The sequence below is a fragment of the Pseudomonas sp. 2822-17 genome (assembly GCF_002742485.1).
Classification (GTDB): Bacteria; Pseudomonadota; Gammaproteobacteria; order Pseudomonadales; family Pseudomonadaceae; genus Aquipseudomonas; species Aquipseudomonas cyclaminis.
This window is the reverse complement of the sequence record NZ_LJRZ01000250.1, coordinates 1-22,511: the sequence shown is the minus strand read 5'-3', so window position 1 is coordinate 22,511 and position 22,511 is coordinate 1. Positions and strand designations below refer to the sequence as shown.

Here is a 22,511-nt window from a genome sequence, read left to right as displayed (position 1 = left end):
GATCCCCAGGACTAGCGTTGGCAAACACCCGCATGGACTACAGGGAGAACCGTATGGGGATTGCCACTGCGACTATTGCCAATGCCGAGGACTACAGCCGCGCACTCAGCACACCACAACCCGTGTTCATGCTGTTTGTGTCAGAACACTGCGGGCCCTGCAAGGTATCCGGACCGTTGTTCCAGGTGATCGCCAACAAGCACCTTTCAGTGGTGAGCCTGGTGCTTGATTGCGCGCAGACACCAGGGCACCCGGAAGTCACCGGCACCCCGACGCTGCTGATTTATCTCAACGGCACACTGATGGAGAAGCTCAAAGGGTTCGGCCCAGAGGACGAACAGGCGCAGTTAATCGAGACCACATTCAAGCGCTATGCCGACCGCAAGGGCGCAAAAGCACCTGCGTCACCCGCCGCTCTTCGACCGCAACCACCGTCAACCGCCAACCCTCATGCTCCAGGCTATCGCCCACCACCGGCAGACGGTCGAGCAGACTCATCACCAGGCCGGCCAGGGTCTGGTAATCCTCGGTAGCGCTTGCCTTGAAGCCAGTGCGCCGACGAACCTGGGTGAGGTTCAAGGCGCCATTGGCGCGAAAGCCGTCAGCCTCCTCGACAATGTCCGGCCCTTCGATCTCACTGGCATCCGGCAATTCACCGGCGATGGATTCGAGGATGTCGGTCATGCTCAACACACCCATAAAATCACCGAATTCGTTGATCACGAACGCAATATGGGTCGACTCCTGGCGCATCTGCTCCAGGGCATTGAGGATCGAAAAACTCTCCAGCAGGTTGATTGCCCGACGCGCCAGGTGCTCCAGGTTCGGCTCGTTACCGGCCAGGTATTCCTTGAGCAGTTCCTTCTTGTGCACGAAGCCCAAGGGTTCATCCACCGCGCCATTACGGATCAACGGCAGGCGTGAGTAGGACGAATGCATCAGCTTCAGGCGAATCGTCTCGGCATCGTCCGCCAGGTCGATAAAGTCGACCTTGGCTCGTGGCGTCATCAGGCTGCGGATCGGCCGCTCGGCCAATTGCAGCACGCCGCTGATCATTACCCGTTCGCGGCGGTCGAACAGCGGGCCTTGGGCGGTATCCGGCTCACCCAGCAAGTCGGCCACTTCTTCGCCCACTTCTTCCACTGCCAGGCTGCGACCGCCGAGCAAGCGCATTACCGCGTGGGCGGTACGCTCACGCACCGGCAACACGCCCTGCGCCGATTTCTTGCGACGAGCACGGGCGATCTGGTTGAACACCTCGATCAGGATCGAAAAACCAATCGCCGCGTACAGGTAACCCTTCGGAATATGGAAGCCCAGGCCTTCGGCGGTCAGGGCAAAACCGATCATCATCAAAAAGCCCAGGCACAGCATGATCACGGTAGGGTGGGCGTTGACGAAGCGCGTCAGCGGCTTGCTCGCCACGATCATCAGGCCGATGGAAATGATCACCGCGATCATCATCACCGCCAGCTCATCGACCATGCCCACGGCGGTAATCACCGCATCCAGGGAGAACACCGCGTCGAGCACCACGATCTGCGCCACGATTGGCCAGAACATCGCATAAGCCACATTGCCCGTACGCTGGGCCACGTGCCCTTCAAGGCGCTCGTGCAATTCCATGGTGGCCTTGAACAGCAGGAACACACCACCAAACAGCATGATCAAGTCACGGCCGGAGAAGCTCTTGTCGAACACTTCGAACAGCGGCTGCGTGAGGGTTACCAACCACGAAATACTGGCCAGCAGGCCCAGGCGCATCAGCAACGCCAGGGACAAACCGATCAGCCGCGCGCGGTCACGCTGCTCCGGCGGCAGTTTGTCTGCCAGGATCGCGATAAACACCAGGTTGTCGATACCCAGCACCAGTTCCAGCACAATCAAGGTCAACAGGCCGAGCCAGGCCGTTGGATCCGCTAACCATTCCATTAATATCTGTCTCTATCTAGGTTTCAGAATGCCGGACACGGCAAGACGCGGTCAGGAGACCGGGACAAGGTTAGCAGTCGGAATACGGGATGTTTCAGCGGGAACGGCAGCAGTAGGTGTCTTGGGGAAAGACGACTGGGGGGCTCCGAGAGGGTGTTCATGCAAATCCTGCGATGACAAAAGGACTTGAATCGTACAGCCGAAAGGTAATTTTCCTACAACGCAAAACTATTACAAGATCTGTATTCCCACAGTCTCCGCTGGACTAATGTGGGCGCGGGCTTGCTTGCGAAAGTGGAGTGCCAGTCGGTCCATGTTTGACTGATACACCGCCCTCGCGAGCAAGCCCGCTCCTACAGGGGATTACCTGCCTCTTACCAGAACCGCTGCTGGGTCAAGCGGCTCCACCACGTCAGCAACACACGGTCCACCGAACCGCTGGCCGCCAGGCCCACGCGCTCTTGCAGGCTTTTGCGCTCGGCATAATGCAGGTGGAACACCTCGGCGGTCGCGGCCTTAGTGGCGAGGTATTCGTCGCTGGTTTGCAGTTCGTCGACCAGTTGTTTGTCCAGGGCTGCAACGCCGAGCCACACTTCCCCGGTGGCCACGTCATCAATCGCCAACTGCGGGCGATAACGCGATACGAAGTTCTTGAACAGTTGATGGGTGATATCCAGGTCTTCCTGGAACTTCTCGCGACCCTTCTCGGTGTTTTCGCCAAACACTGTGAGGGTGCGTTTGTATTCGCCGGCGGTCAGCACTTCAAAGTCGATGTCGTGTTTTTTGAGTAGGCGGTTGACGTTGGGCAACTGCGCCACCACGCCGATGGAGCCCAGGATGGCAAACGGCGCGCTGATGATCTTCTCGCCGATGCACGCCATCATGTAGCCGCCGCTGGCCGCGACCTTGTCGATGCACACGGTCAACGGCACACCCGCCTGGCGGATACGCGCCAATTGCGACGAGGCCAGGCCGTAGCTGTGCACCATGCCGCCGCCGCTTTCCAGGCGCAGCACCACTTCGTCCTTGGGCGTGGCCAGGCTCAGCAGCGCGGTGATTTCATGGCGCAGGCTCTCGGTGGCCGAGGCCTTGATGTCACCGTCAAAGTCCAGCACGAATACCCGTGGCTTGGCCTCGGGTTTTTTCTTGCTGTTCTTCTTTTCGGTTTTGCTTTCGGACTTGCGCAGGGCTTTGAGCTGGTCCTTGTCGAGCAGGCTCGACTCCAGGCGCTCACGCAGGCCTTTGTAGAAATCGTTGAGCTTGCTGACCTGCAGTTGGCCGGCGGATTTGCGACGACCTTTGCTGCGCAGTGCGGCGAAGCTGATCAGTACCACCAGAATAGCGACCACCAGGGTGACAGTCTTCGCCAGGAAGCTGGCATATTCGGCCAAAAAATCCATGTTGCTCCTTACAAGTGCAGTGCGCGCGGCGCGGATTGCCCCAGCATACCGGCGGCACCGCCTCCGGGCCAGTGATCAAACCGCCAGCAAGCACAGCCTCCAATGCGCTTTTAAAACAAGCGTATGTTTTTTCATTGACAGCTCCCTGGCATCCTCATAACCTCGCCAGACTTCAACGTACCGGGAAAACGGACGTGGGCAGCATCTATCTGATTCGACATGGCCAGGCCTCCTTCGGTGCAGACGACTATGACGTCCTGTCGCCCGTCGGCGTGGAGCAGGCGCAAGTGCTCGGTCGCCACCTGGCGGACATGGGCCTGGTGTTCGACCGCTGCGTGGCGGGCGACCTGCGCCGCCAGCAGCACACTGCCACGGCTGCCTTCGATCAATACCGTGCCCTCGGCCTGCCGGTTCCGGTCCTGGAAACCGACAGCGCCTTTAACGAATTCGATGCCGACGCAATCATCCGCGCCCTGCTCCCCGACCTGCTCACCACCGAACCCGACGCCCTGGACATCCTGCGCAACGCCGCGCAGAACCGCAGTGAATTCCAGCGCATCTTCGCCCTGATCATCGAGCGCTGGCTGGCCGGCACTTATGACACGCCGGGGCTCGAAAGCTGGTTGGGGTTTGTCGAACGCGTCCAGGGGGGCTTGCAACGCATTCTTGAAGCCGCGGACAACACACAGAAAATCGCCGTGTTCACCTCCGGCGGCACCATCACCGCCCTGCTCCACCTGATTACCCGAATGCCTGCCGCCCAGGCGTTCGAACTGAACTGGCAAATTGTTAACACCTCGCTCAACCAGCTGAAATTCCGCGGTCGCGAGGTGGCACTGGCTTCCTTCAACGGGCATACCCACTTGCAACTGTTGAAGGCGCCGCAACTCATCACCTTTCGATGAAGTGCGGCCAACCGTGACCCCAAGGTCACTGGACTCTACCCTAAAGGATCGAAACCATGACTGAAGTAGCCAAAGCTGTAGAAGCAATGAAAGCCAAGTTCAACCCAGCCGCAGCCGAAGGCCTGGACCTGGTGTTTGGTTTCCGTATCGACGACACCAAGAACTTTTCCCTGATCGTCAAAGACAAGACCTGCGAACTGCAGGAAGGCGAAAACCCAGACGCACAAGTGACCCTGGTCATGGACAGCGAAACCCTGGAAGGCATCGTCGACGGCTCGACTGACGGCATGCAGGCCTTTATGGGCGGCAAGCTGCGCGCCGAAGGCGACATGATGCTGGCCATGAAGCTGAGCGAACTGTTTCCTTCCTGATTCACGGGCAACCTTGAATCACTGTGAGAGGGGGCTTGCTCCCGACAGCGGTTTTCAGTCGATTCTGAGTTGACTGATCCACCGCTATCGGGGGCAAGCCCCCTCCTGCATTGGGTCGGTGGCATTCAGTTTTTGGGCTGCAGCAACAACGCCACCAACGCACTCCAGCCGGTCTGGTGTGATGCGCCCAACCCGCGCCCGGTCTCGCCATGGAAATACTCGTGGAACAGCACCAGGTCACGGCTGAGGGGATCCGCTTCCAACTGCGAATACCCCGCCATCGACGGTCGACAGCCATTTTCATCCCGTAGAAACAATCCGGTCAGCCGCTGACTGAGACTGTCAGCCACTTCCTCCAGGGATGACAAATAACCGCTCCCAGACGGGTACTCCACCGAGAAGTTATCCGCGTAGTAGCGATGAAACTCACGCAGCGATTCAATCAGCATGTAGTTGACCGGCATCCACACGGGCCCCCGCCAATTCGAGTTGCCGCCATACAAGCGTGAATCTGATTCGCCAGGCTGGTAGCGGGCACACAGGGTGTCGCCATTCATCTTCAGCGCCAGCGGCTGCTCGGCGAACGCCTTGGACAGGGAGCGCACGCCAAAGGCCGAGAGGAACTCCTTGTCATCAAGCATGCGCCGCAGCAAGTCTTTGGTACGTTCACCGCGCAACAACGCCAGCAGCAGGCGATTGCCCTGCCCCGGCTCATTCCAGCGTGAGACCAACCTGGCCAGATCCGGTCGATGTTTCATAAAACCCAGCAATCGCTCGCGCAACCCCTCCAGCGCTTCATGTTCGCGCTGCTCCAGCACCAACACGGCGAACAACGGCATCAGGCCGACGATGGAGCGCAAGCGCACCGGTTCGCTCTGCCCGTCGGGGCGGTGCAGCACGTCGTAGAAGAACAGGTCCTGCTCATCCCACAGGCCTTCGGCGCTGTCGTCGACCCGGTTGATGGCGCCGGCGATATACAGGAAATGTTCGAAAAACTTCACCGCAATATCCACGTACACGGCATTGCGCTTGGCCAGTTCCAGGCCGATGCGCATCAAGTCCAGCGCATACGCGGCCACCCACGCCGTGCCGTCGGCCTGGTCCAACTGATACCCCGCCGGCAATGCCGCCGAGCGGTCGAACAGCGCAATGTTATCCAGCCCCAGGAAACCGCCCTGGAACAGGTTGCGGCCCTCGGCGTCCTTGCGGTTGACCCACCAGGAAAAATTCAACAGCAGCTTATGGAAAATCCGCTCCAGAAAATCCATATCGCCTACACCGGTCAACGCCTTGTCCTGCAGGTACACCCGCCAACTGGCCCAGGCATGCACCGGCGGATTGGCGTCGTCGAAGCGCCATTCATAGGCTGGCAATTGGCCGTTGGGGTGCATGAAGCGGTCCTTCACCAGCAACAATAGCTGTTGCTTGGCGTATCCCGGATCGATCAGCGCCATCGCCACCGCCTGGAAGCCTTGGTCCCACGAGGCGTACCACGGGTACTCCCAGGTGTCGGGCATGGAGAGGATGTCGAAGTTGGACAGGTGCCGCCAATGGGTGTTGCGGATATGCAGGCGCTCAGGCGGCGGCGCGGGTTGCGCCGGGTCGCCGTCGAGCCATTGGTTCACGTCGAAATAATAGAGTTGCTTGGACCACAGCAAACCGGCCAGGGCCTGACGCTGCACGTTGCGCGCATCAGCATCGGCGATGCCGTGTTGCAGGGCCGCGTAGAAGTCATCGGCTTCCTGGCGACGCTGTTCAAACAACTTGCGCGCATTGACCGCAGGCGCATCAACCGGGGCAAAACGCAGGTACAGGGTTTTGCTTTCGTCCGCCGCCAGCTCAAGGATGAAGCGCGCCGCGACCTTGGTGCCGGTGTCCCGGCGAATCGTGGATTGAGCGCCACTCACCACGTAGTCATTGATGCCATCCTTGAACGGCCCCGACGCCACTTGCCCGTCCAGTTTGACGACGTTGCTTTCGTTTTCGCAGAACAACCACTCCACGCCATCCTGGCCCCAGGCAGTCAGATGACGATCCGGCAATTCATGATGACGGGCCAATACTCGCTCGCCGTCGATAGACAACTGCGGCTTGGGCGCATCAAAGGTCCAGCTCCAGTCGTTACGCGCCCACGCCTGAGGCAATACCTGCAAGCGTGTCGGCTGCTCCGAGCGGTTATGCACAGTGACACGCATGAAAATATCGTCAGGCTGCTGCTTGGCGTACTCGACGCTGACATCGCAATAGCGGTTGTCCTCAAACACGCCGGTATCGAGGATTTCATACTCGGCATCATCCAGCCCGCGACGGGCGTTTTCGGTAATCAGGTCGGTGTAGGGAAAGGCGCCATGGGGGTATTTGTAGAGCATGCGCATGTAGGCATGACTCGGTACGCCATCAACGAAAAAGTACAGTTCCTTGACGTCCTCCCCATGGTTGCCCTCGGCGTTATTGAGGCCGAACAGCCGCTCCTTGAGGATCGCGTCGCGCTCGTTCCACAGCGCCAGGCCCAGGCACCAGCGTTGGGCCTTGTCGCTGAAACCGGCCAGGCCGTCCTCGCCCCAACGGTAGGCGCGGCTGCGCGCGTGTTCATGGGGAAAGTAGGTCCAGGCATCGCCGTCGGCACTGTAGTCTTCACGCACCGTGCCCCATTGGCGTTCACTCAGGTACGGGCCCCATTCGCGCCAGCGCTCGGCGTCTTCGGTGGCCAAGCGTTGGCCTTCAGTCGTTTGGGTAACGGGCGTGGCCGTCATGGGGTCCTCCATCGCCTACAAGGTGAGGAGCAGTGTAGAACCCATCGGCGCCCGGATGCACATGAAGACTTGGCAGAGCCTGCCATTCATTCATTTGCAGAATGAAGTCCAGAGGATTCTTCGTTTGCAAGCGCTCATGGAGCCCAACAAAATCCAGTAAAAGGCCATCGCCCTCTTCATCGTCATCAGGAAATTTTCTATGCCCAGTGCCGCACATGTCAGCCCCGACGAGATCCGCAAGGGCTTTTCCAAGGCCATGTCCGATATGTACCGGGACGAAGTCCCCTTGTATGGGGCGCTGATGGAACTGGTGGCCGAGACTAACGGCCGCGTGCTCGACAGCCAGCCGGGCCTGGCGCAACAGCTGCAACGCACCGGCGAAATCCAGCGCCTGGACATGGAGCGCCACGGCGCCATCCGCCTGGGCACGGCGGCCGAACTGGCCACGATCAGCCGCCTGTTTGCGGTGATGGGCATGCAGCCGGTGGGCTACTACGACCTCACGCCAGCCGGCGTGCCGGTGCACTCCACGGCGTTTCGCGCGGTGCACGAACACGCGCTGCAAGCCAGCCCGTTTCGAGTGTTCACTTCACTGCTGCGCCTGGAACTGATTGAGAACCCCGAGCTACGCGCCTTCGCCGAAAGCGCACTGGCCAAACGTTCGATCTTCACCACCGGCGTCTTGGCGTTGATCGAACAGGCGCAAACACAAGGCGGCCTCAACGCCGACCAAGCCGACGAATTTATCCGCCAGGCCCTGGAAACCTTCCGCTGGCACCACACCGCTACCGTCACCGCCGCGCAATACCAGCAACTCAGCGACCAGCACCGCCTGATCGCCGACGTGGTGGCTTTCAAGGGCCCGCACATCAACCACCTCACCCCACGCACCCTGGACATCGACCAGGTGCAGGCCGCCATGCCCGGCAAGGGCATCACCCCCAAGGCCGTGATCGAAGGCCCACCGCGCCGCCAGTGCCCGATCCTGCTGCGCCAGACCAGCTTCAAGGCCCTCGACGAAGCCATCGCCTTTACCGACGCCCAAGGCAGTCACAGCGCGCGCTTCGGTGAAATCGAACAACGCGGCGTTGCCCTCACGCCCAAGGGCCGTGCCCTCTACGACCAGTTGCTGAACGCCGCCCGCGACGAGTTGGGCGCGTTCCCCAACGAATCCAACGCCGCTCACTACATGCACTTGATGGAACAGCACTTCCAGGCCTTCCCGGACAACCACGACCAGATGCGTGAACAAGGCCTGGCGTACTTCCGCTACTTCGCCACGCCAAAAGGCCTGGCAGCACGCGGCCACGCCGATCAACCACGCACACTGCAAGCGCTGATCGCCGCCGGTCATGTGGATGTGGAGCCGTTGGTGTATGAGGATTTTCTGCCGGTGAGTGCGGCGGGGATATTTCAATCGAACCTGGGGGATGCCGCGCAGAGTCACTACGCAGCCCAATCAAACCAGGCGCAATTCGAGGAGGCATTGGGGCGCAGGACTATCGATGAATTGCAGTTGTACGGCGAGACGCAGCAGCGGTCGATGGATGCATGCACCCAGGCATTGCTGGCGTAAACCACGGCGGGAGCGAGCTTGCCCGCTCCCGCACGGGGCTCGGTCCGGGCTTAACCCAATCGCTGCACAATCTTGTCTTTGATCAACAGACGTTTCTTCTTCAGCAGCTCCACCTCCCTGTCGTCGGCCTTGCTCGACTCCGCCTCAAGCACATGCTCGTCGGCAGCTGCATATTGCGTGAGCAGCGAGTCCAGACGTTTATCACTCGCCCTGCGTTCGTGAACGGCTTCCTTGCTCAAACCCAGATCCTGATACAGGTCGTGTTTCACTGGCATGACGTACCTCCGCAAGTTGATCAATGGCCTACGTACCAGACGCTAGCCCATTCCGGCAGGTCTTGTCATGTTTGCGCTCAATCCATCCCCGTTCGTCGCGGCAACGGCAATAGGATCAAACCTTCGCCACGCACTGCCCTCCACTGTAGATCGTCACTTGAGGGAGACCGGTTTCATGACTCATGCCGCAACCACCGTCGACACCCTATGCATCAACACCCTGCGCACCCTGGCGATGGACGCCGTGCAGAAGGCCAACTCCGGCCACCCAGGCACGCCCATGGGCCTGGCGCCGGTGGGATACACCCTGTGGAGCCGGTTTTTACGCTATCACCCCGAGCATCCCGACTGGCCCAACCGCGACCGGTTTGTGTTGTCGGTGGGGCATGCGTCGATGCTGTTGTATTCGCTGCTGCACCTGGCCGGTGTGGTGGAGATTGATGCCCATGGCCAGCGCACCGGGCAGCCGGCAATCAGCCTGGACGATATCAAGCAGTTCCGTCAGGCCGACTCCAAGACCCCAGGCCATCCGGAATACCGCATGACCACCGGCGTGGAAACCACCACCGGCCCCCTCGGCCAGGGGTGCGCCAACAGTGTGGGCATGGCCATGGCCGAACGCTGGCTGGCTGAGCGTTTCAACCGCGACGATCAGGTGGTGTTCGACTACAACGTCTACACCCTGTGCGGCGACGGCGACATGATGGAGGGCATCAGCAGCGAAGCGGCGTCGATGGCCGGGCATTTGAAGCTGGATAACCTTTGCTGGATCTACGACAACAACACCATCAGCATTGAAGGCCACACCGAACTGGCGTTCAGCGAAGACGTGATCAAGCGCTTCCAGGCCTATGGCTGGCACACCTTGCACGTCACCGACGCCAATGACTTGCAGGCACTGAGCGCGGCCCTGGAGACCTTCCAGGCGAACACTGGCGCGCCGACCCTGATCGTGGTCGACAGCGTGATCGGCTACGGCTCGCCCCACAAGCACAACACCGCCGCCGCCCATGGCGAGCCGTTGGGTGACGAGGAAATCCGCCTGACCAAGGCCGCGTATGGCTGGCCGCAGGATTCCAGTTTCCTGGTGCCGGATGAGGCGCGCACGCTGTTGCGGGATGCGCTGCACGCCCGCGCCGAACCGTTGTTCCAGCAGTGGAACCAGACCCTGTCGCGTCTCGACCCGCAACTGGCCGATGAACTGCAGCGGATGCGCGCCGGGGAGATGCCCAAGCACTGGCAGGCTGACCTGCCGGGTTTTTCCGCCGATGCCAAGGGCGTCGCCAGCCGGGCGGCGGGCGGCGAAGTGCTGAATGCCTTCGCCCAGCAAATCCCCTGGCTGCTCGGTGGCTCGGCGGACTTGTCACCGTCGACCAAGACCAACCTGACCTTCGACGGCGCCGGGCGTTTCAGCGCCGATGACTACAGCGGGCGCAACCTGCATTTCGGTATTCGCGAACACGCCATGGGCGCCATCGCCAATGGCATGGCACTGTCGTACCTGCGCCCGTACACCTCGACCTTCCTGGTGTTCAGCGACTACATGAAACCGCCGATCCGCCTGGCGGCAATCATGGAACTGCCGGTGGTGTTTGTGTTTACCCACGACTCCATCGGCGTGGGTGAGGATGGGCCGACGCACCAGCCCATCGAACACCTGACGCAGTTGCGGGCCACGCCGGGGTTGCTGACCCTGCGACCGGGCGATGCCAATGAAACCCTGGAGCTATGGAAAGTTGCCCTGGCGCAAACCCACCGGCCAAGCTGTGTGGTGCTGTCGCGCCAGCCGCTGCCGACGCTGGATCGCACGCACTATGCCTCGGCCTGCGGAGCCGCCAAAGGCGCTTATGTGCTGGCGGGGGCGGATGAACCCCAGGTGATCCTGATCGGCACGGGCAGTGAAGTCAGCCTTGCAGTAGCCGCTTATGAGCAACTCAAGAAGGACGGGATTGCCGCGCAGGTGGTCTCGATGCCGAGCTGGGAGTTGTTCGAAGAACAGGACCAGGCCTATCGCGACAGCGTGTTGCCGCCAGCGGTGAAAGCGCGGGTAGTGGTGGAACAGGCCGGGCCTTTGGGGTGGGACCGTTATGTCGGCCAGACCGGCGCCAAGGTGGTGATGAACAGCTTCGGGGCGTCGGCGCCGTTGGCCAAGTTGCAGGAGAAGTTTGGGTTTACGGTTGAGCATGTGGTGAACCAGGCCAAGCAACAAATCGACCTGGCCGGCCACTGATCACCCTGTTGGAGGGGGCTTGCCCCCGATGGCCATAGGTATCTACACAACTTCCAGTGGATGCTGAATCTATGGCAAATGGGCTGTTGTGGTGAGCGGGCTTGTCCCGCTCACCACAGTGCTATGTGTAAGCCTTTGAGAGTTGTGTAGATACCTATGCCCCGATAGCGGTTAGGTCAACTCGCGGGCGAGGAACGGCGCGGTCCGGCTCTTCTTGCTCTTGGCAACTTTTTGCGGCGTGCCGCTGGCAACGACTTGCCCGCCCAAATCCCCTGCCCCAGGCCCGATATCGATTACCCAGTCACTCTGGGCCACCACGCGCATTTCATGCTCGACCACCACCACGGTGTGCCCTGCATCCACCAAATGATTGAGCTGGCTGAGCAGGCGATCCACATCCCGTGGATGCAGCCCGGTCGTTGGCTCATCCAACACATACAAGGTCGCGCCACGGGCATTGCGTTGCAGCTCGGTGGCCAATTTGATGCGCTGCGCCTCACCACCGGACAGTTCGGTGGCCGGCTGGCCCAGCCTCAGGTAACCCAGTCCGATATCCCGCAGCACCTGCAACGAGCGCAACACCCCTGGCTGCTCGGCAAAGACCTCGACGGCCTGCTCGACGGTCAAACCCAGTACCTGAGCGATGCTCAGGCCTTGCCATTTGATCGCCAAGGTCTCGGGGTTGTAGCGTGCGCCGTGGCAGGTCGGGCACGGTGCGTACACGCTGGGCATAAACAGCAACTCGACGCTGACAAAACCTTCGCCCTCGCAGTTCGGGCAGCGGCCTTTGGCAACATTGAAGGAGAACTGACCCGCATCGTACTGGCGCTTCTTGGCTGCCGGCGTGGCGGCGAACAGTTTGCGCACGTTGTCGAACAGCCCGGTGTAAGTCGCGAGATTCGAGCGCGGCGTGCGGCCAATGGGTTTCTGATCCACCTGCACCAGGCGGCGGATCTGTTCCAGCCCGGCGCTGATCTGCCCGCCACTGGTGTGCGGCGTGTCATCTTCCAGGCTCGGTTCTTCGTCGTTTTCCACCACGCGCCCGAGGCCACTGCCTACCAATTCCAGGAGCGCCTGGCTGACCAGGCTGGACTTGCCCGAGCCGGAAATCCCGGTCACCGAGGTGAAGCAACCCAAGGGAAAATCCACGCTCAGGTCGTTGAGGTTATTGCGCGTCACGCCTTCCAATTTCAACCAGCCGTTGGGTTCGCGGCGAGCTGGATCTACCGCGCGCCGCTCGGCAAACAAATACTCACGGGTCTGGGACGCCTGCACATCCGCCAACCCCGCAGGCGGCCCGCTGTACAGCACATGCCCGCCATGCTCACCGGCAGCCGGGCCGACGTCGATCAGCCAGTCGGCGCGGCGCATGGTTTCCAGGTCATGTTCCACCACAAACAGTGAATTGCCTGCGGCCTTCAGGCGCTCAAGCGCGCTGAACAACGCCTCGCCATCCGCCGGATGCAAGCCCGCCGAGGGCTCATCCAGCACATAGATCACCCCAAACAACTGCGAGCCCAATTGGGTGGCCAGGCGCAGACGCTGCAACTCCCCGGACGACAAGGTCGGCGTGCTGCGCTCCAGGGACAGATAACCCAAGCCCAGTTCGATCAAGGTGCTGACCCGCTCCAGCAGGTCCTGGGCGATACGCTGGGCGGCCAGGCGTTTCTCCACCGACAGCTTCATCGTGTCCTGCCCCGCCGCCACCGGCCGCAGCAGGTCGGCCAACTGCGCCAACGACAACTGGGATAACTCGCCAATATCCACCCCGGCAAACTTCACTGACAGCGCCGCCTGGGTCAGCCGTTTGCCTTCACACAAAGGGCAGGCGCTGCCCTGCATGAACTGCGACACGCGCTTTTTCATCAGTGCGCTTTGGGTGTGGCTGAAGGTGTGCAGGATGTAGCGCCGTGCGCCACTGAACGTGCCCTGGTAACTGGGCTCCAGCTTGCGTTTAAGCGCCTCGCGGGTTTGCTCCGGGGTGAACCCGGCATACACCGGCACAGTGGGGGTTTCTTCAGTGAAGAGGATCCAGTCGCGCTGTTTTTTCGGCAGGTCGCGCCATGGGATATCCACGTCATAGCCCAGGGTCACCAGGATGTCGCGCAGGTTCTGGCCCTGCCACGCCAGCGGCCAGGACGCCACCGCACGCTGGCGGATGGTCAACGCAGGATCGGGCACCATCAGCGCCTCGGTCACTTCATACACGCGGCCCAGGCCGTGACACTCGGGGCACGCGCCTTGGGGCAGGTTCGGCGAAAAATCCTCGGCATACAGCATCGCTTGCCCCGCCGGGTAGCTGCCGGCGCGGGAGTAGAGCATGCGGATCAGGCTCGACAAGGTGGTGACGCTGCCCACCGAAGACCGCGCACTCGGCGTGCCACGCTGCTGTTGCAGGGCCACGGCGGGTGGCAGGCCTTCGATGCTGTCCACGTCGGGCACGCCGACCTGGTCGATCAGGCGCCGCGCATAGGGCGCCACCGACTCAAAGTAGCGCCGCTGGGCCTCGGCATACACCGTGGAAAATGCCAGGGACGACTTGCCCGAACCGGACACGCCGGTAAACACCACCAGGGCATCCCGGGGAATGTCCACGTCGACGTTTTGCAGGTTGTGCTCGCGGGCGCCGCGCACCCTGACAAAGCCTGGGCGCTGGGCAGTGATCGCAGGGATGTTGCGCTGTGAAGTCATGGTCAACCTTATCGTGCGGTGAGCACGCTGCGCACCCGTAGCGTCAGGGCTTCGGGGCTGTAGGGCTTGCTCAGCAGATGAATGTCGGGGCTCAGCAGATGGTTGCTGGAGAGGATGTCGCGGGTGTGGCCGGAGGTGAACAGCACCGGCACTGGAGGGGTTTGTGCGCGTGCCCAGGCGGCCAGGTCGGTGCTTTTAACGCGACCGGGCATGACCACGTCGGTAAAAATCAGCTCGGGTTGCAGGCCGGTTTTAAGCTTCAACATGGCCTGGTCGCCATCCTCGGCAGTGATGACCGTATAGCCCGATTGTTCGAGCACATCCACCACGGTCAGGCGCACGCCTTCGTTGTCTTCGACCACCAGGATGGTTTCCTGGCCGCCGACCGATTCGACCGGCTCGACTGACGCCTCAAGGCATTCCTCGCCCAGGCAGCGCGGGAAGTACAACTGCACCACGGTGCCCTGGCCTTCTTCGCTGCGGACATCGACATGGCCACCGCTTTGGCGCACAAAACCGAACACCATGCTCAAGCCCAGGCCGGTGCCGTGGCCGTCGCGCTTGGTGGTGAAGAACGGCTCGAACACCTTGGCCTGGATCGACGGCGGCATGCCCACGCCGGTATCGGTGACCGCCAGGCGCACATATTCGCCGGGGCTGATGCTTTTGCCGATGCAATCGCCAGGGTTAAGGATGATGTTTTCGCCACTGATGCGGATCACGCCCTCGCCTTTCATGGCATCGCGGGCATTGATCGCCAGGTTGAGCAGCGCATTTTCCAACTGGTTGCGGTCGACGTTGATGTGCCAGGAATCCTGGGGCAATTGCACATCGATATGAATGGTTTCACCCAGCGCACGCTGCAACAGTTCGCCAAGGCCAGCATAGATGCGTTGCGGGTTGTACACCGCCGGCGACAACGGCTGGCGCCGGGCAAAGGCCAGCAACTGCGCCGACAATTTGGCCCCGCGCTCCACCGCCGCAATGGCCGCGCTGACGCGGCGCTGCACCTGGGCGTTGTCCGGCTCATGGCGAGCCAGCAGGTGCAGGTTGCCGGCGATCACTTGCAGCAGGTTATTGAAGTCGTGGGCCACGCCGCCGGTGAGGCCGCCGATGGCTTCGAGTTTTTGCGATTGGCGCAACTGGTCCTCGGCAGCGGAGCGGGCCTGCACTTCAGCGACCACCCGTTGTTCGAGGTTATGGGTAAGTTCCTGGCGCACCTGTTCAGACTTCACCAGTTCGGTGGTCTCGACCACAATCGCCAGCACCCCGGCCGGTTGCTGGTTATCGCCGGCGACGGGGCTGTAATACAAGTCCAGCCACACCGTTTCCGGCTGGCCATTGCGCAGCAGCACCAGGTCTTTGTTATTGAACGACAGAGTGCCGCCGGCCAGGCAGGTGTCCACCACGTGGCGGTTGAAGTCGGCCACTTCCGGCCAGCCCAGCTCCACCGGCGTGCCCAGCAGGTACGGGTGCCGGCCACCGGCAAACGCCGAATAGCTGTCGTTGTAAATCATGTAACCGGCCCGCCCCCACAACATCACCATGGGTACCGGCGACGCGAGCATCATCTGCACGGTGCAGGCCAGGCTGGTGGACCACTGGTCAATGGGGCCAAGGTCGGTGGTCGACCAATCGAACGTACGAATACGCTGGGCCATTTCACCGGCCCAACCGTCACAGCCATGGGGGTTGGATAGAAATTGCATGGTTCGGCTCAGTGCAGAAGAGAGGACAGTCGCCATTTTTGGAGCTTACACGGCGCAGATGGTTTCATCTGGTATAAATTTGGGAGCACCTCAGTGAAAATCCCGGCTGCGCACGTGCATGCCGTCCAGCAATGGCGTGAGGTCGGTGAGACGCCCGGCAATCAGGTGCCGCACTTCGCCGACCGCTTCCCAGCGCCCGTCCACCTTGAGCAGCCGTGACCCCACCAGCGCCTGGCGCTGACGTTCGGCCAGGTCGCGCCAGACCACCACGTTGAGGTTGCCGAACTCGTCCTCCAGGGTCACAAAGGTCACACCGCTGGCGGTACCTGGGCGCTGCCGCCCCGTGACCAACCCCGCGACACTCACATTGCGCCCATGCTCCACCGCCATCAGCTCGCGGGAACTGCGACAACGCCGCTGGCGCAATTCCTCGCGCAACAACGCCAGCGGATGTGGGCCGAGGGTGGTACCGACGGTGGCGTAATCGGCCTGCACGTCTTCGCCGACCGTCGGCGCGGGCAACGCGACCACAGCTTCGTCAGGGCTGGGCAGCCCGGCGAACAGCCCCAACTGTTTGTGCACCCCCGCCACGTCCCAGCGCGCCTGGTGCCGGTTGCCGGCCAAGGCGCGCAAGGCGCCGGCGTCGGCCAGCAAGGCCTGGGCGCGGGCATCCAACCCGGCGCGCTCGTCCAGGTCGGCAATATCGCTGAACTGCTGGCGTTGGCGCGCAGCCTCGATGCGTCGCCCATCCTCCTCACGAAACCCCGCGATCATGCGCAAGCCCATGCGGATCGCCGGTTGCTGGCCGTCGATGGGTTCCAGGCTGCAATCCCAGTCGCTGGCCTGCACATCCACCGGGCGAATCTGCAAGCGATGGCGCCGTGCGTCCTGCAGGATCTGGTCCGGGCTGTAGAACCCCATGGGCCAACTGTTGATCAGCGCACAGGCAAATGCCGCGGGCTCGTGGCATTTGAGCCAGCAACTGGCGTAGGTCAGCAAGGCGAAACTGGCCGCGTGGGACTCGGGAAAGCCATAGCTGCCAAAACCCTTGATCTGCTCGAAAATCTGCGCGGCAAACTCTTCGGTGTAGCCGTTTTTCAGCATGCCGGTGCGCAAGCGCGCCTGATGCGGCTCCAGGCCGCCGTGACGTTTCCACGCGGCCATGGAACGGCGCAGCTGGTCGGCCTCGCCAGGACCGTAATCGGCGGCGACCATGGCGATCTGCATCACTTGTTCCTGGAACAATGGAATGCCCAAGGTGCGCTCCAGCACCGTTTTCAATTCCGGCGATGGATAAGTGGTGGGCTCTTCCTTGTTACGCCGTCGTAGATACGGATGCACCATGCCGCCCTGGATCGGCCCAGGCCGGACGATAGCGACCTCGATCACCAGATCATAAAAAGTCTGCGGCTTGAGCCGGGGCAACATCGACATCTGCGCCCGCGACTCGATCTGGAACACGCCGATGGTGTCGGCCTTGCTGATCATCGCGTAGGTGGCCGGGTCTTCCTTGGGGATTGTCGCCAGCGCCAGGTCGAGGTTGCGATGGCGGCGCAGCAGATCGAAGCAGCGGCGGAGCGCACTGAGCATGCCCAAGGCGAGGATATCCACCTTGAGCAGGCCCACGGCATCCAGATCGTCCTTGTCCCATTGAATGATGGTGCGCTCGGCCATGGCCGCGTTTTCCACCGGCACCAGGGTGTCCAGCGGGTATTCGGAAATCACGAAACCGCCAGGGTGCTGGGACAGGTGCCGGGGAAAGCCGATCAGTTGCCGGGTGAGCGTGAGCACCCGGCGCAGGATCGGGCTGTCCGGGTCGAAGCCGCCTTCACGCAGGCGTTCCAGCGGCGGCGCATCGTCACTCCAGCGCCCGCAGCAGTCGGCCAGCGCGTTGATCTGGTCCGGCGGCAACCCGAGGGCCTTGGCCACATCGCGCACTGCGCCGGCGGCGTGGTAGCTGCTGACCACCGCCGTCAGCGCCGCACGGGTGCGGCCATAGCGCTGGAACACGTACTGCAACACTTCTTCGCGGCGTTCGTGTTCGAAGTCCACGTCGATATCCGGCGGCTCGTTGCGCTCGCGGGACAGGAAGCGCTCGAACAACATATTCGTCAGGCTCGGGTTGATCTCGGTGATGCCCAAGGCAAAACACACCGCCGAGTTGGCCGCCGAACCACGGCCCTGGCACAGGATCGAGCGGCTGCGGGCGTAACGCACAATGTCATGCACCGTGAGGAAGTAGCTTTCGTAGCCCAGCTCGCTGATCAGTTCCAGTTCGTTGTTGATCTGCTGCAAGGTCTTGGCGTCGATACCGTGAGGCCAGCGCAGGACGATGCCTTCTTCGGTAACGGCGCGCAGCCAGGATTTGGCGTCATGCCCTGCGGGCACCAGCTCTCGCGGGTAGTGATAACGCAACTGGCCGAGGTCGAAGGTGCAGCGGCGGGCGATGGCCAGGGTTTCATCAAGCAAGGCTTGGGGGTACAGCGCACTCAGGGCCTCAAGACTGCGCAGATGCCGCTCGCCATTGGGGTGCAGGCGCGTACCGGCTTCGGCCACCGGGACGTGATGGCGGATGGCGGTCATGGTGTCTTGCAGGGCGCGGCGGCCGCGCGCATGCATATGCACATCGCCGCAGGCCACTGCCGGGATATCCAGGCTGGCGGCCAGGCGCAGGCGCTGCTCCAGATAGCGCGCATCGTCCTGGCCGCAATGCAGGTGCACCGCCAGCCACAGGCGCTCGGCGAAGGTGCGGCGCAGCCATTGAATCGAGGCCTGGGTGTCGCTGTCGTCGGCGACCCAGAGCGCCAGCAGGCCATTGAGGGGTTGATCGAAGTCCTCGTGCAGCAGGCGATAGTGGCCTTTTTCGGCACGCCGTCGCGCCAGGGTGATCAAGCGGCATAGTTGCTGGTAGCCGCTGAGGTTTTCCACCAGCAGCACCAGTTTCGGGCCGTTTTCGATGCGCACTTCGCTGCCGATAATCAGCGGTAACTCCACCGCCTTCGCCGCCTGCCAGGCCCGCACGATGCCCGACAAGGTGCATTCATCGGTGATCGCCAACGCGCTGTAGCCCTGGCGTTTGGCCCGCTCGAACAACTCCAGCGCACTGGACGCGCCGCGCTGAAAACTGAAGTTGGACAGGCAATGCAGCTCGGCGTAGCTCATGCAAACCAGCCTTGCAGCCACAAGCCATCGCCCTGCCCCACGCTGCGATAGGCCCAGCCACGCTGGCCGGCGCGGGTCTGGATCAGGTAATAGTCGCGGCGGATATCGGCGCCGTCCCACCAGCCGGACTCGATACGTTCCGGGCCCATCAGGATCTGCACGCCCTGCTCGGCCAGCAAGGTGGGTGCGCTGAGCAGCCAGCCGGGGCGTTGCGCCTTGTTCAAGGTCGGGCATGGGCGACTGTCAGCGGTGGCTTGCCAGGCGCACTCGGGGCGGTGGTCGGCATGAAAACGCAGGCCTTGCACGGCCTCATCCCCCAAGCGTGCGCGCAGGCGTTCGCGCAGTTGCTCCCAGGGCAGGGTCTGTTGCGGGCGGTCGTCGAACAGGTCCTGGCGCTGCGGCACAAACACCGGCAGGTCCTGGGCCACCAGGCGAAAGCCGCGCACCGGTGCGCTGACTTGCACCTGCTCCAGGCGCCCACGGGCCAGTTCGAACAGCATCGCCGGTTCGCGCTCGGCGCTGAGCAGGCCGACCTTGATCACGCTGTCGGGGATCTGGGCGTGTTCCAGGTGCAGGTCGAAACGCTGCACACCACTGTCGCGTCCGCAGAGGAAGGCGGATAGATCACCGGTCAAGCGTCGCAGCGGGAACAGCAGCGCCTGGTGGGACTGCACGTCGAAATTCAATTCGATGCGCGCATCGAACTGGTCCGGCGGCTGGTAAAACCCCAGGGCCAGCGGGCGTTGCCCCGTCAATGCATCCAGGTGTTTGAGCAGGCCGGCATCAAACCGTCGCGCCAGGGTGTGCCGGGGCAAGGCTTGCACTTGGGCCAGGGTACGCAGGCCCATGCGTGACAAGGCGATAGCGGCCTGAGGTTCAAGGCCGGCGCGGTCGATGGGCAGCGGTGCCAGGGCCTGCATCAACGCCTCATCGTCGATGGCCATGCCATCGTAGATATTGGCCAGCACCCGCGCCGCCGCCGGGTTGGGCGCGGCGACGATGCGGTGACGAAAGCCCAGTTCGGTCAACTCCTTGCGCAAGCGCGCTTCAAACTGCGGCCAGGGCCCGAACAGGCCCAGGCTCGATTCGATCTCGAACAGCAACGCACGCGGGTAATGCACACTGACCTGGGAGCTGAAGCGATAGGCCCAGGCTGCCAGGAACTGCTGCCAGCGTTCGATTTCCACGGGGTCGTATTCGGCGCTGGCAAAGGTCTTGGCCAGGGCATGGGCCGCCGTCAGGGAAAGGCCCGGACGCAGGCCCAAGGCGCGGGCAGCCTCGTTGACGGTTTGCAGCACGCGCCGCTGCGGCGTACCGGCCAGCAGTGCGAGGGGTTGGTCGGGCTCGGGGTGCACACGCTGCACCCCGTCCAGCGCCAATTGCGGGAAGACAATACACACCCAGCGCATGGCAACCTCAATGCCCGGCCAGCGCAATCGGCGCCGGATGGGCCAAGCCGCCACGGCACTTGATCACCCGCACTTGCGCGGGTTTTGCCTCGACCGCCAGACGCAGGGCCGCAGGTGATGCGTTGATCGCCTCACTCAAGGCGCGCCAGGCAAACGCCAGGGTCTGGCCGGTTTCCGCCGCCACCTGCAAGCGCCGCAACGCCCGGTCATCGGCCTTGCGCGGCCAGCACAGCACCGCGCCGCAACTGCCGGAGCGCAGGCACTGCTCCACGGCCCACAGCGCATCGCGCTCCTCGGCCTGGATCACCGAGAGCTGACGCACATCCACGCCGGCGTTCTGCCACGCGTGGGGATACGGCGTGTAGGGCGGCGCCACCAGCACAATCCGCTCCCCCGCTTTTGACAAGCGTGCCAGGGTCGGCAGCACCAGTTGCAGTTCGCCGATGCCCTCCTTGGCCATAAGGATTTCACTCAAGGCCGATTCCGGCCAGCCGCCGCTGGGCAGCACCGCATCCAGCGCAGCCAGCCCGGTGGGATGAACACTGGCCGCAGGCGCGACCGGCCGGCCCTTCCAGACGCGGCCGCCATTGAACAGCGCATCCAGGGCAACGACGGCACCCATCAGCCTTGCCTCACCAGGCCGCAGAACACCCCTTCGATGGCCAGGTCCTGGTCAGGGCCCACCACGATGGGTTGATACGCGGGGTTGCGCGGCAGCAGGCGCACGCGGTCGCCACTGCGTTCGAAACGCTTGATGGTGACTTCGCCATCCAGGCGCGCCACCACGATCTGCCCGTTCAACGCCTCGGCACCGCGGCGTACGCCGACCAGGTCGCCGTCGAGGATACCGTCTTCGATCATCGAATCGCCCTGCACGCGCAGCAGGTAATCGGGGGTTTTCGCGAAGGTGCCTGGGTCGAGTTGCAAGCGGCTGTGCACTTCGGCATCGGCGCCGATGGGCAGGCCGGCGGCGACTCGGCCGAGCACAGGCACGTCCAGCCATTCTGGGCGCGCGGGTTGGTTGAGCAGGCGAATACCGCGCGCCTGGTTGGGGTTGACCTCGATGAAGCCGGCTTCGGTCAGGGCTACGACGTGTTTACGCGCGACGCTGCGGGAGGCGAAGCCGAACGCCTCGGCGATCTCGGCGAGGCTGGGGGGCTGGCCTTGTTGCGCGATGCGGTCGCGGATGAAGGTCAGGATGGCGGTGCGGCGGGGGGTCAGGGTTGTCATGGAGTACATTTGTACTCTTGTGGGAAATTTCTTACAAGAGCCGGTAGTCGGGCTGGGTTGGGTTGGGTTGGGTTGGGGACATATCCGTTATTTGAGTAATGGCTGATATTGGTTCCGCCCTTACGGCGGGTCACTTTGGAAAAGAGCCCCAAAGTAACCAAAGGGCTCTTGCCCCAACACTCGGCACCTCGCCTAGGCTCGGTGTGCCCTCACTCCGGCTTGAATCCGTGGGCCGCCGCGATGGGCCATCCTTGGCCCAGCGCGGCTAACCCGGCGTCCTGCCGGGTTACCCACGGATTCAAGCCTGCGTTCGGCCAGCGTGTTTAACGGGGCGCCTAAGATCAAGATCAAAAGCGCAGATCAAAAGACCGCTGACTTCGTCAGCGAAAAGGATGTAAGAGCCAGATCAAAAGCAGATCCAAAGCAGGCTGAGATCTATCTGATATATGGAGATCGAAATGTGGGAGGGGGCTTGCCCCCGATGAGGGAGTGTCAGCTGATTGCATCTGTGACTGACACATTGCTATCGGGAGCAAGCTCCCTCCCACATTTAGACGGAGTTCGACTTAAAAACCCGGTCGGCTCTAAGGCCGCCGCGCTCTTGCTTTTGATCGGGAATCGCCCCGTCAACCACGCTGGCCGGAATTCGATATTGATTTGGGGGGTAAACCGGCAGGGATGCCGGTTTAGCCGCCCTGCGCCATGGATGGCGCGTGGCGGCGGCCCCCCAAATCAATGTCGGATTCCGGGCATGCCGAGCCTAGGCGAGGCACCGAGTGGTGGGGCGAAGACCTAATGAGATGGTCAGCCCGGCGAGAACCTCAGGTCTAAACTACTGAGGTTCTCACTTTTCCTGAGGAGGCTTTCT

Annotated in this window: 14 protein-coding genes and 1 pseudogene; 5 read left to right on the top strand and 10 right to left on the bottom strand. The window is 62.5% G+C overall.

The window, feature by feature from the left end; translation table 11 throughout:
* Positions 1–32 precede the first annotated feature (32 nt).
* Positions 33–341 (top strand): annotated as a pseudogene (locus AOA60_RS03305) (thioredoxin family protein); the annotation flags it as partial.
* 22 nt (positions 342–363) lie between these two features.
* On the opposite strand, the gene AOA60_RS03300 reads toward AOA60_RS03305, so the two are convergent.
* Positions 364–1,932 (bottom strand): TerC family protein, encoded by a 1,569-nt coding sequence (locus AOA60_RS03300; RefSeq protein ID WP_099583187.1) that lies wholly within the window; start codon positions 1,930–1,932, stop codon positions 364–366.
* A gap of 374 nt (positions 1,933–2,306) precedes the next feature.
* A complete protein-coding gene (sohB, locus tag AOA60_RS03295; RefSeq protein ID WP_099583186.1) occupies positions 2,307–3,332 on the bottom strand; it encodes a protease SohB in 1,026 nt (341 codons plus the stop codon).
* A 194-nt stretch (positions 3,333–3,526) separates the two neighbouring features.
* Here sohB and AOA60_RS03290 point away from each other — a divergent pair, with 194 nt between their 5' ends.
* Positions 3,527–4,237 carry a histidine phosphatase family protein gene (locus AOA60_RS03290; RefSeq protein WP_099583185.1) on the top strand — a complete coding sequence of 237 codons (711 nt, stop codon included), beginning with the start codon at positions 3,527–3,529 and terminating at the stop codon, positions 4,235–4,237.
* Positions 4,238–4,293: 56 nt separating this feature from the next.
* On the top strand, positions 4,294–4,608 hold the full coding sequence (locus AOA60_RS03285; protein ID WP_099583184.1) for an SCP2 sterol-binding domain-containing protein: 315 nt from the start codon (positions 4,294–4,296) through the stop codon (positions 4,606–4,608).
* Positions 4,609–4,733: 125 nt separating this feature from the next.
* Here the strand turns inward: AOA60_RS03285 and AOA60_RS03280 are convergent, their stop codons facing one another.
* Positions 4,734–7,361 carry a glucosidase gene (locus tag AOA60_RS03280; protein WP_178075314.1) on the bottom strand — a complete coding sequence of 876 codons (2,628 nt, stop codon included), beginning with the start codon at positions 7,359–7,361 and terminating at the stop codon, positions 4,734–4,736.
* A gap of 199 nt (positions 7,362–7,560) precedes the next feature.
* Between AOA60_RS03280 and AOA60_RS03275 the strand changes: the two genes are divergently transcribed.
* Complete coding sequence (locus AOA60_RS03275) at positions 7,561–8,937, top strand: VOC family protein (RefSeq protein WP_099583182.1); 1,377 nt, start codon at positions 7,561–7,563, stop codon at positions 8,935–8,937.
* 50 nt (positions 8,938–8,987) lie between these two features.
* On the opposite strand, the gene AOA60_RS03270 is transcribed toward AOA60_RS03275, so the two are convergent.
* Positions 8,988–9,212 (bottom strand): DUF465 domain-containing protein, encoded by a 225-nt coding sequence (locus tag AOA60_RS03270; RefSeq protein ID WP_099583181.1) that lies wholly within the window; start codon positions 9,210–9,212, stop codon positions 8,988–8,990.
* 175 nt (positions 9,213–9,387) lie between these two features.
* On the opposite strand from AOA60_RS03270, the gene tkt reads away from it, so the two are divergent.
* Positions 9,388–11,442 carry a transketolase gene (gene tkt / locus AOA60_RS03265; protein WP_099583180.1) on the top strand — a complete coding sequence of 685 codons (2,055 nt, stop codon included), beginning with the start codon at positions 9,388–9,390 and terminating at the stop codon, positions 11,440–11,442.
* Between the two features lie 171 nt (positions 11,443–11,613).
* Here the strand turns inward: tkt and uvrA are convergent, their stop codons facing one another.
* The 6 genes from uvrA to lexA form a co-directional block, all read right to left on the bottom strand.
* Positions 11,614–14,133 (bottom strand): excinuclease ABC subunit UvrA, encoded by a 2,520-nt coding sequence (gene uvrA, locus AOA60_RS03260; RefSeq protein WP_099583179.1) that lies wholly within the window; start codon positions 14,131–14,133, stop codon positions 11,614–11,616.
* A gap of 8 nt (positions 14,134–14,141) precedes the next feature.
* Complete coding sequence (locus AOA60_RS03255; protein ID WP_099583178.1) at positions 14,142–15,842, bottom strand: ATP-binding protein; 1,701 nt, start codon at positions 15,840–15,842, stop codon at positions 14,142–14,144.
* Positions 15,843–15,932: 90 nt separating this feature from the next.
* Positions 15,933–19,025, bottom strand: a complete 3,093-nt coding sequence (locus AOA60_RS03250) for an error-prone DNA polymerase (RefSeq protein WP_218240542.1) — start codon at positions 19,023–19,025, stop codon at positions 15,933–15,935.
* Positions 19,001–20,413: a DNA polymerase Y family protein gene (locus tag AOA60_RS03245; protein WP_099583176.1), complete on the bottom strand. Its 1,413-nt coding sequence runs from the start codon at positions 20,411–20,413 to the stop codon at positions 19,001–19,003. Before AOA60_RS03245 ends, AOA60_RS03250 begins: the two co-directional genes overlap by 25 nt.
* A gap of 7 nt (positions 20,414–20,420) precedes the next feature.
* Entirely contained in the window at positions 20,421–21,035 is a 615-nt protein-coding gene (imuA, locus tag AOA60_RS03240; RefSeq protein WP_099583175.1) for a translesion DNA synthesis-associated protein ImuA, read from the bottom strand.
* A complete protein-coding gene (lexA, locus tag AOA60_RS03235; protein ID WP_099583174.1) occupies positions 21,035–21,652 on the bottom strand; it encodes a transcriptional repressor LexA in 618 nt (205 codons plus the stop codon). The genes imuA and lexA overlap by 1 nt, the downstream gene beginning before the upstream one ends.
* Positions 21,653–22,511 lie beyond the last annotated feature (859 nt).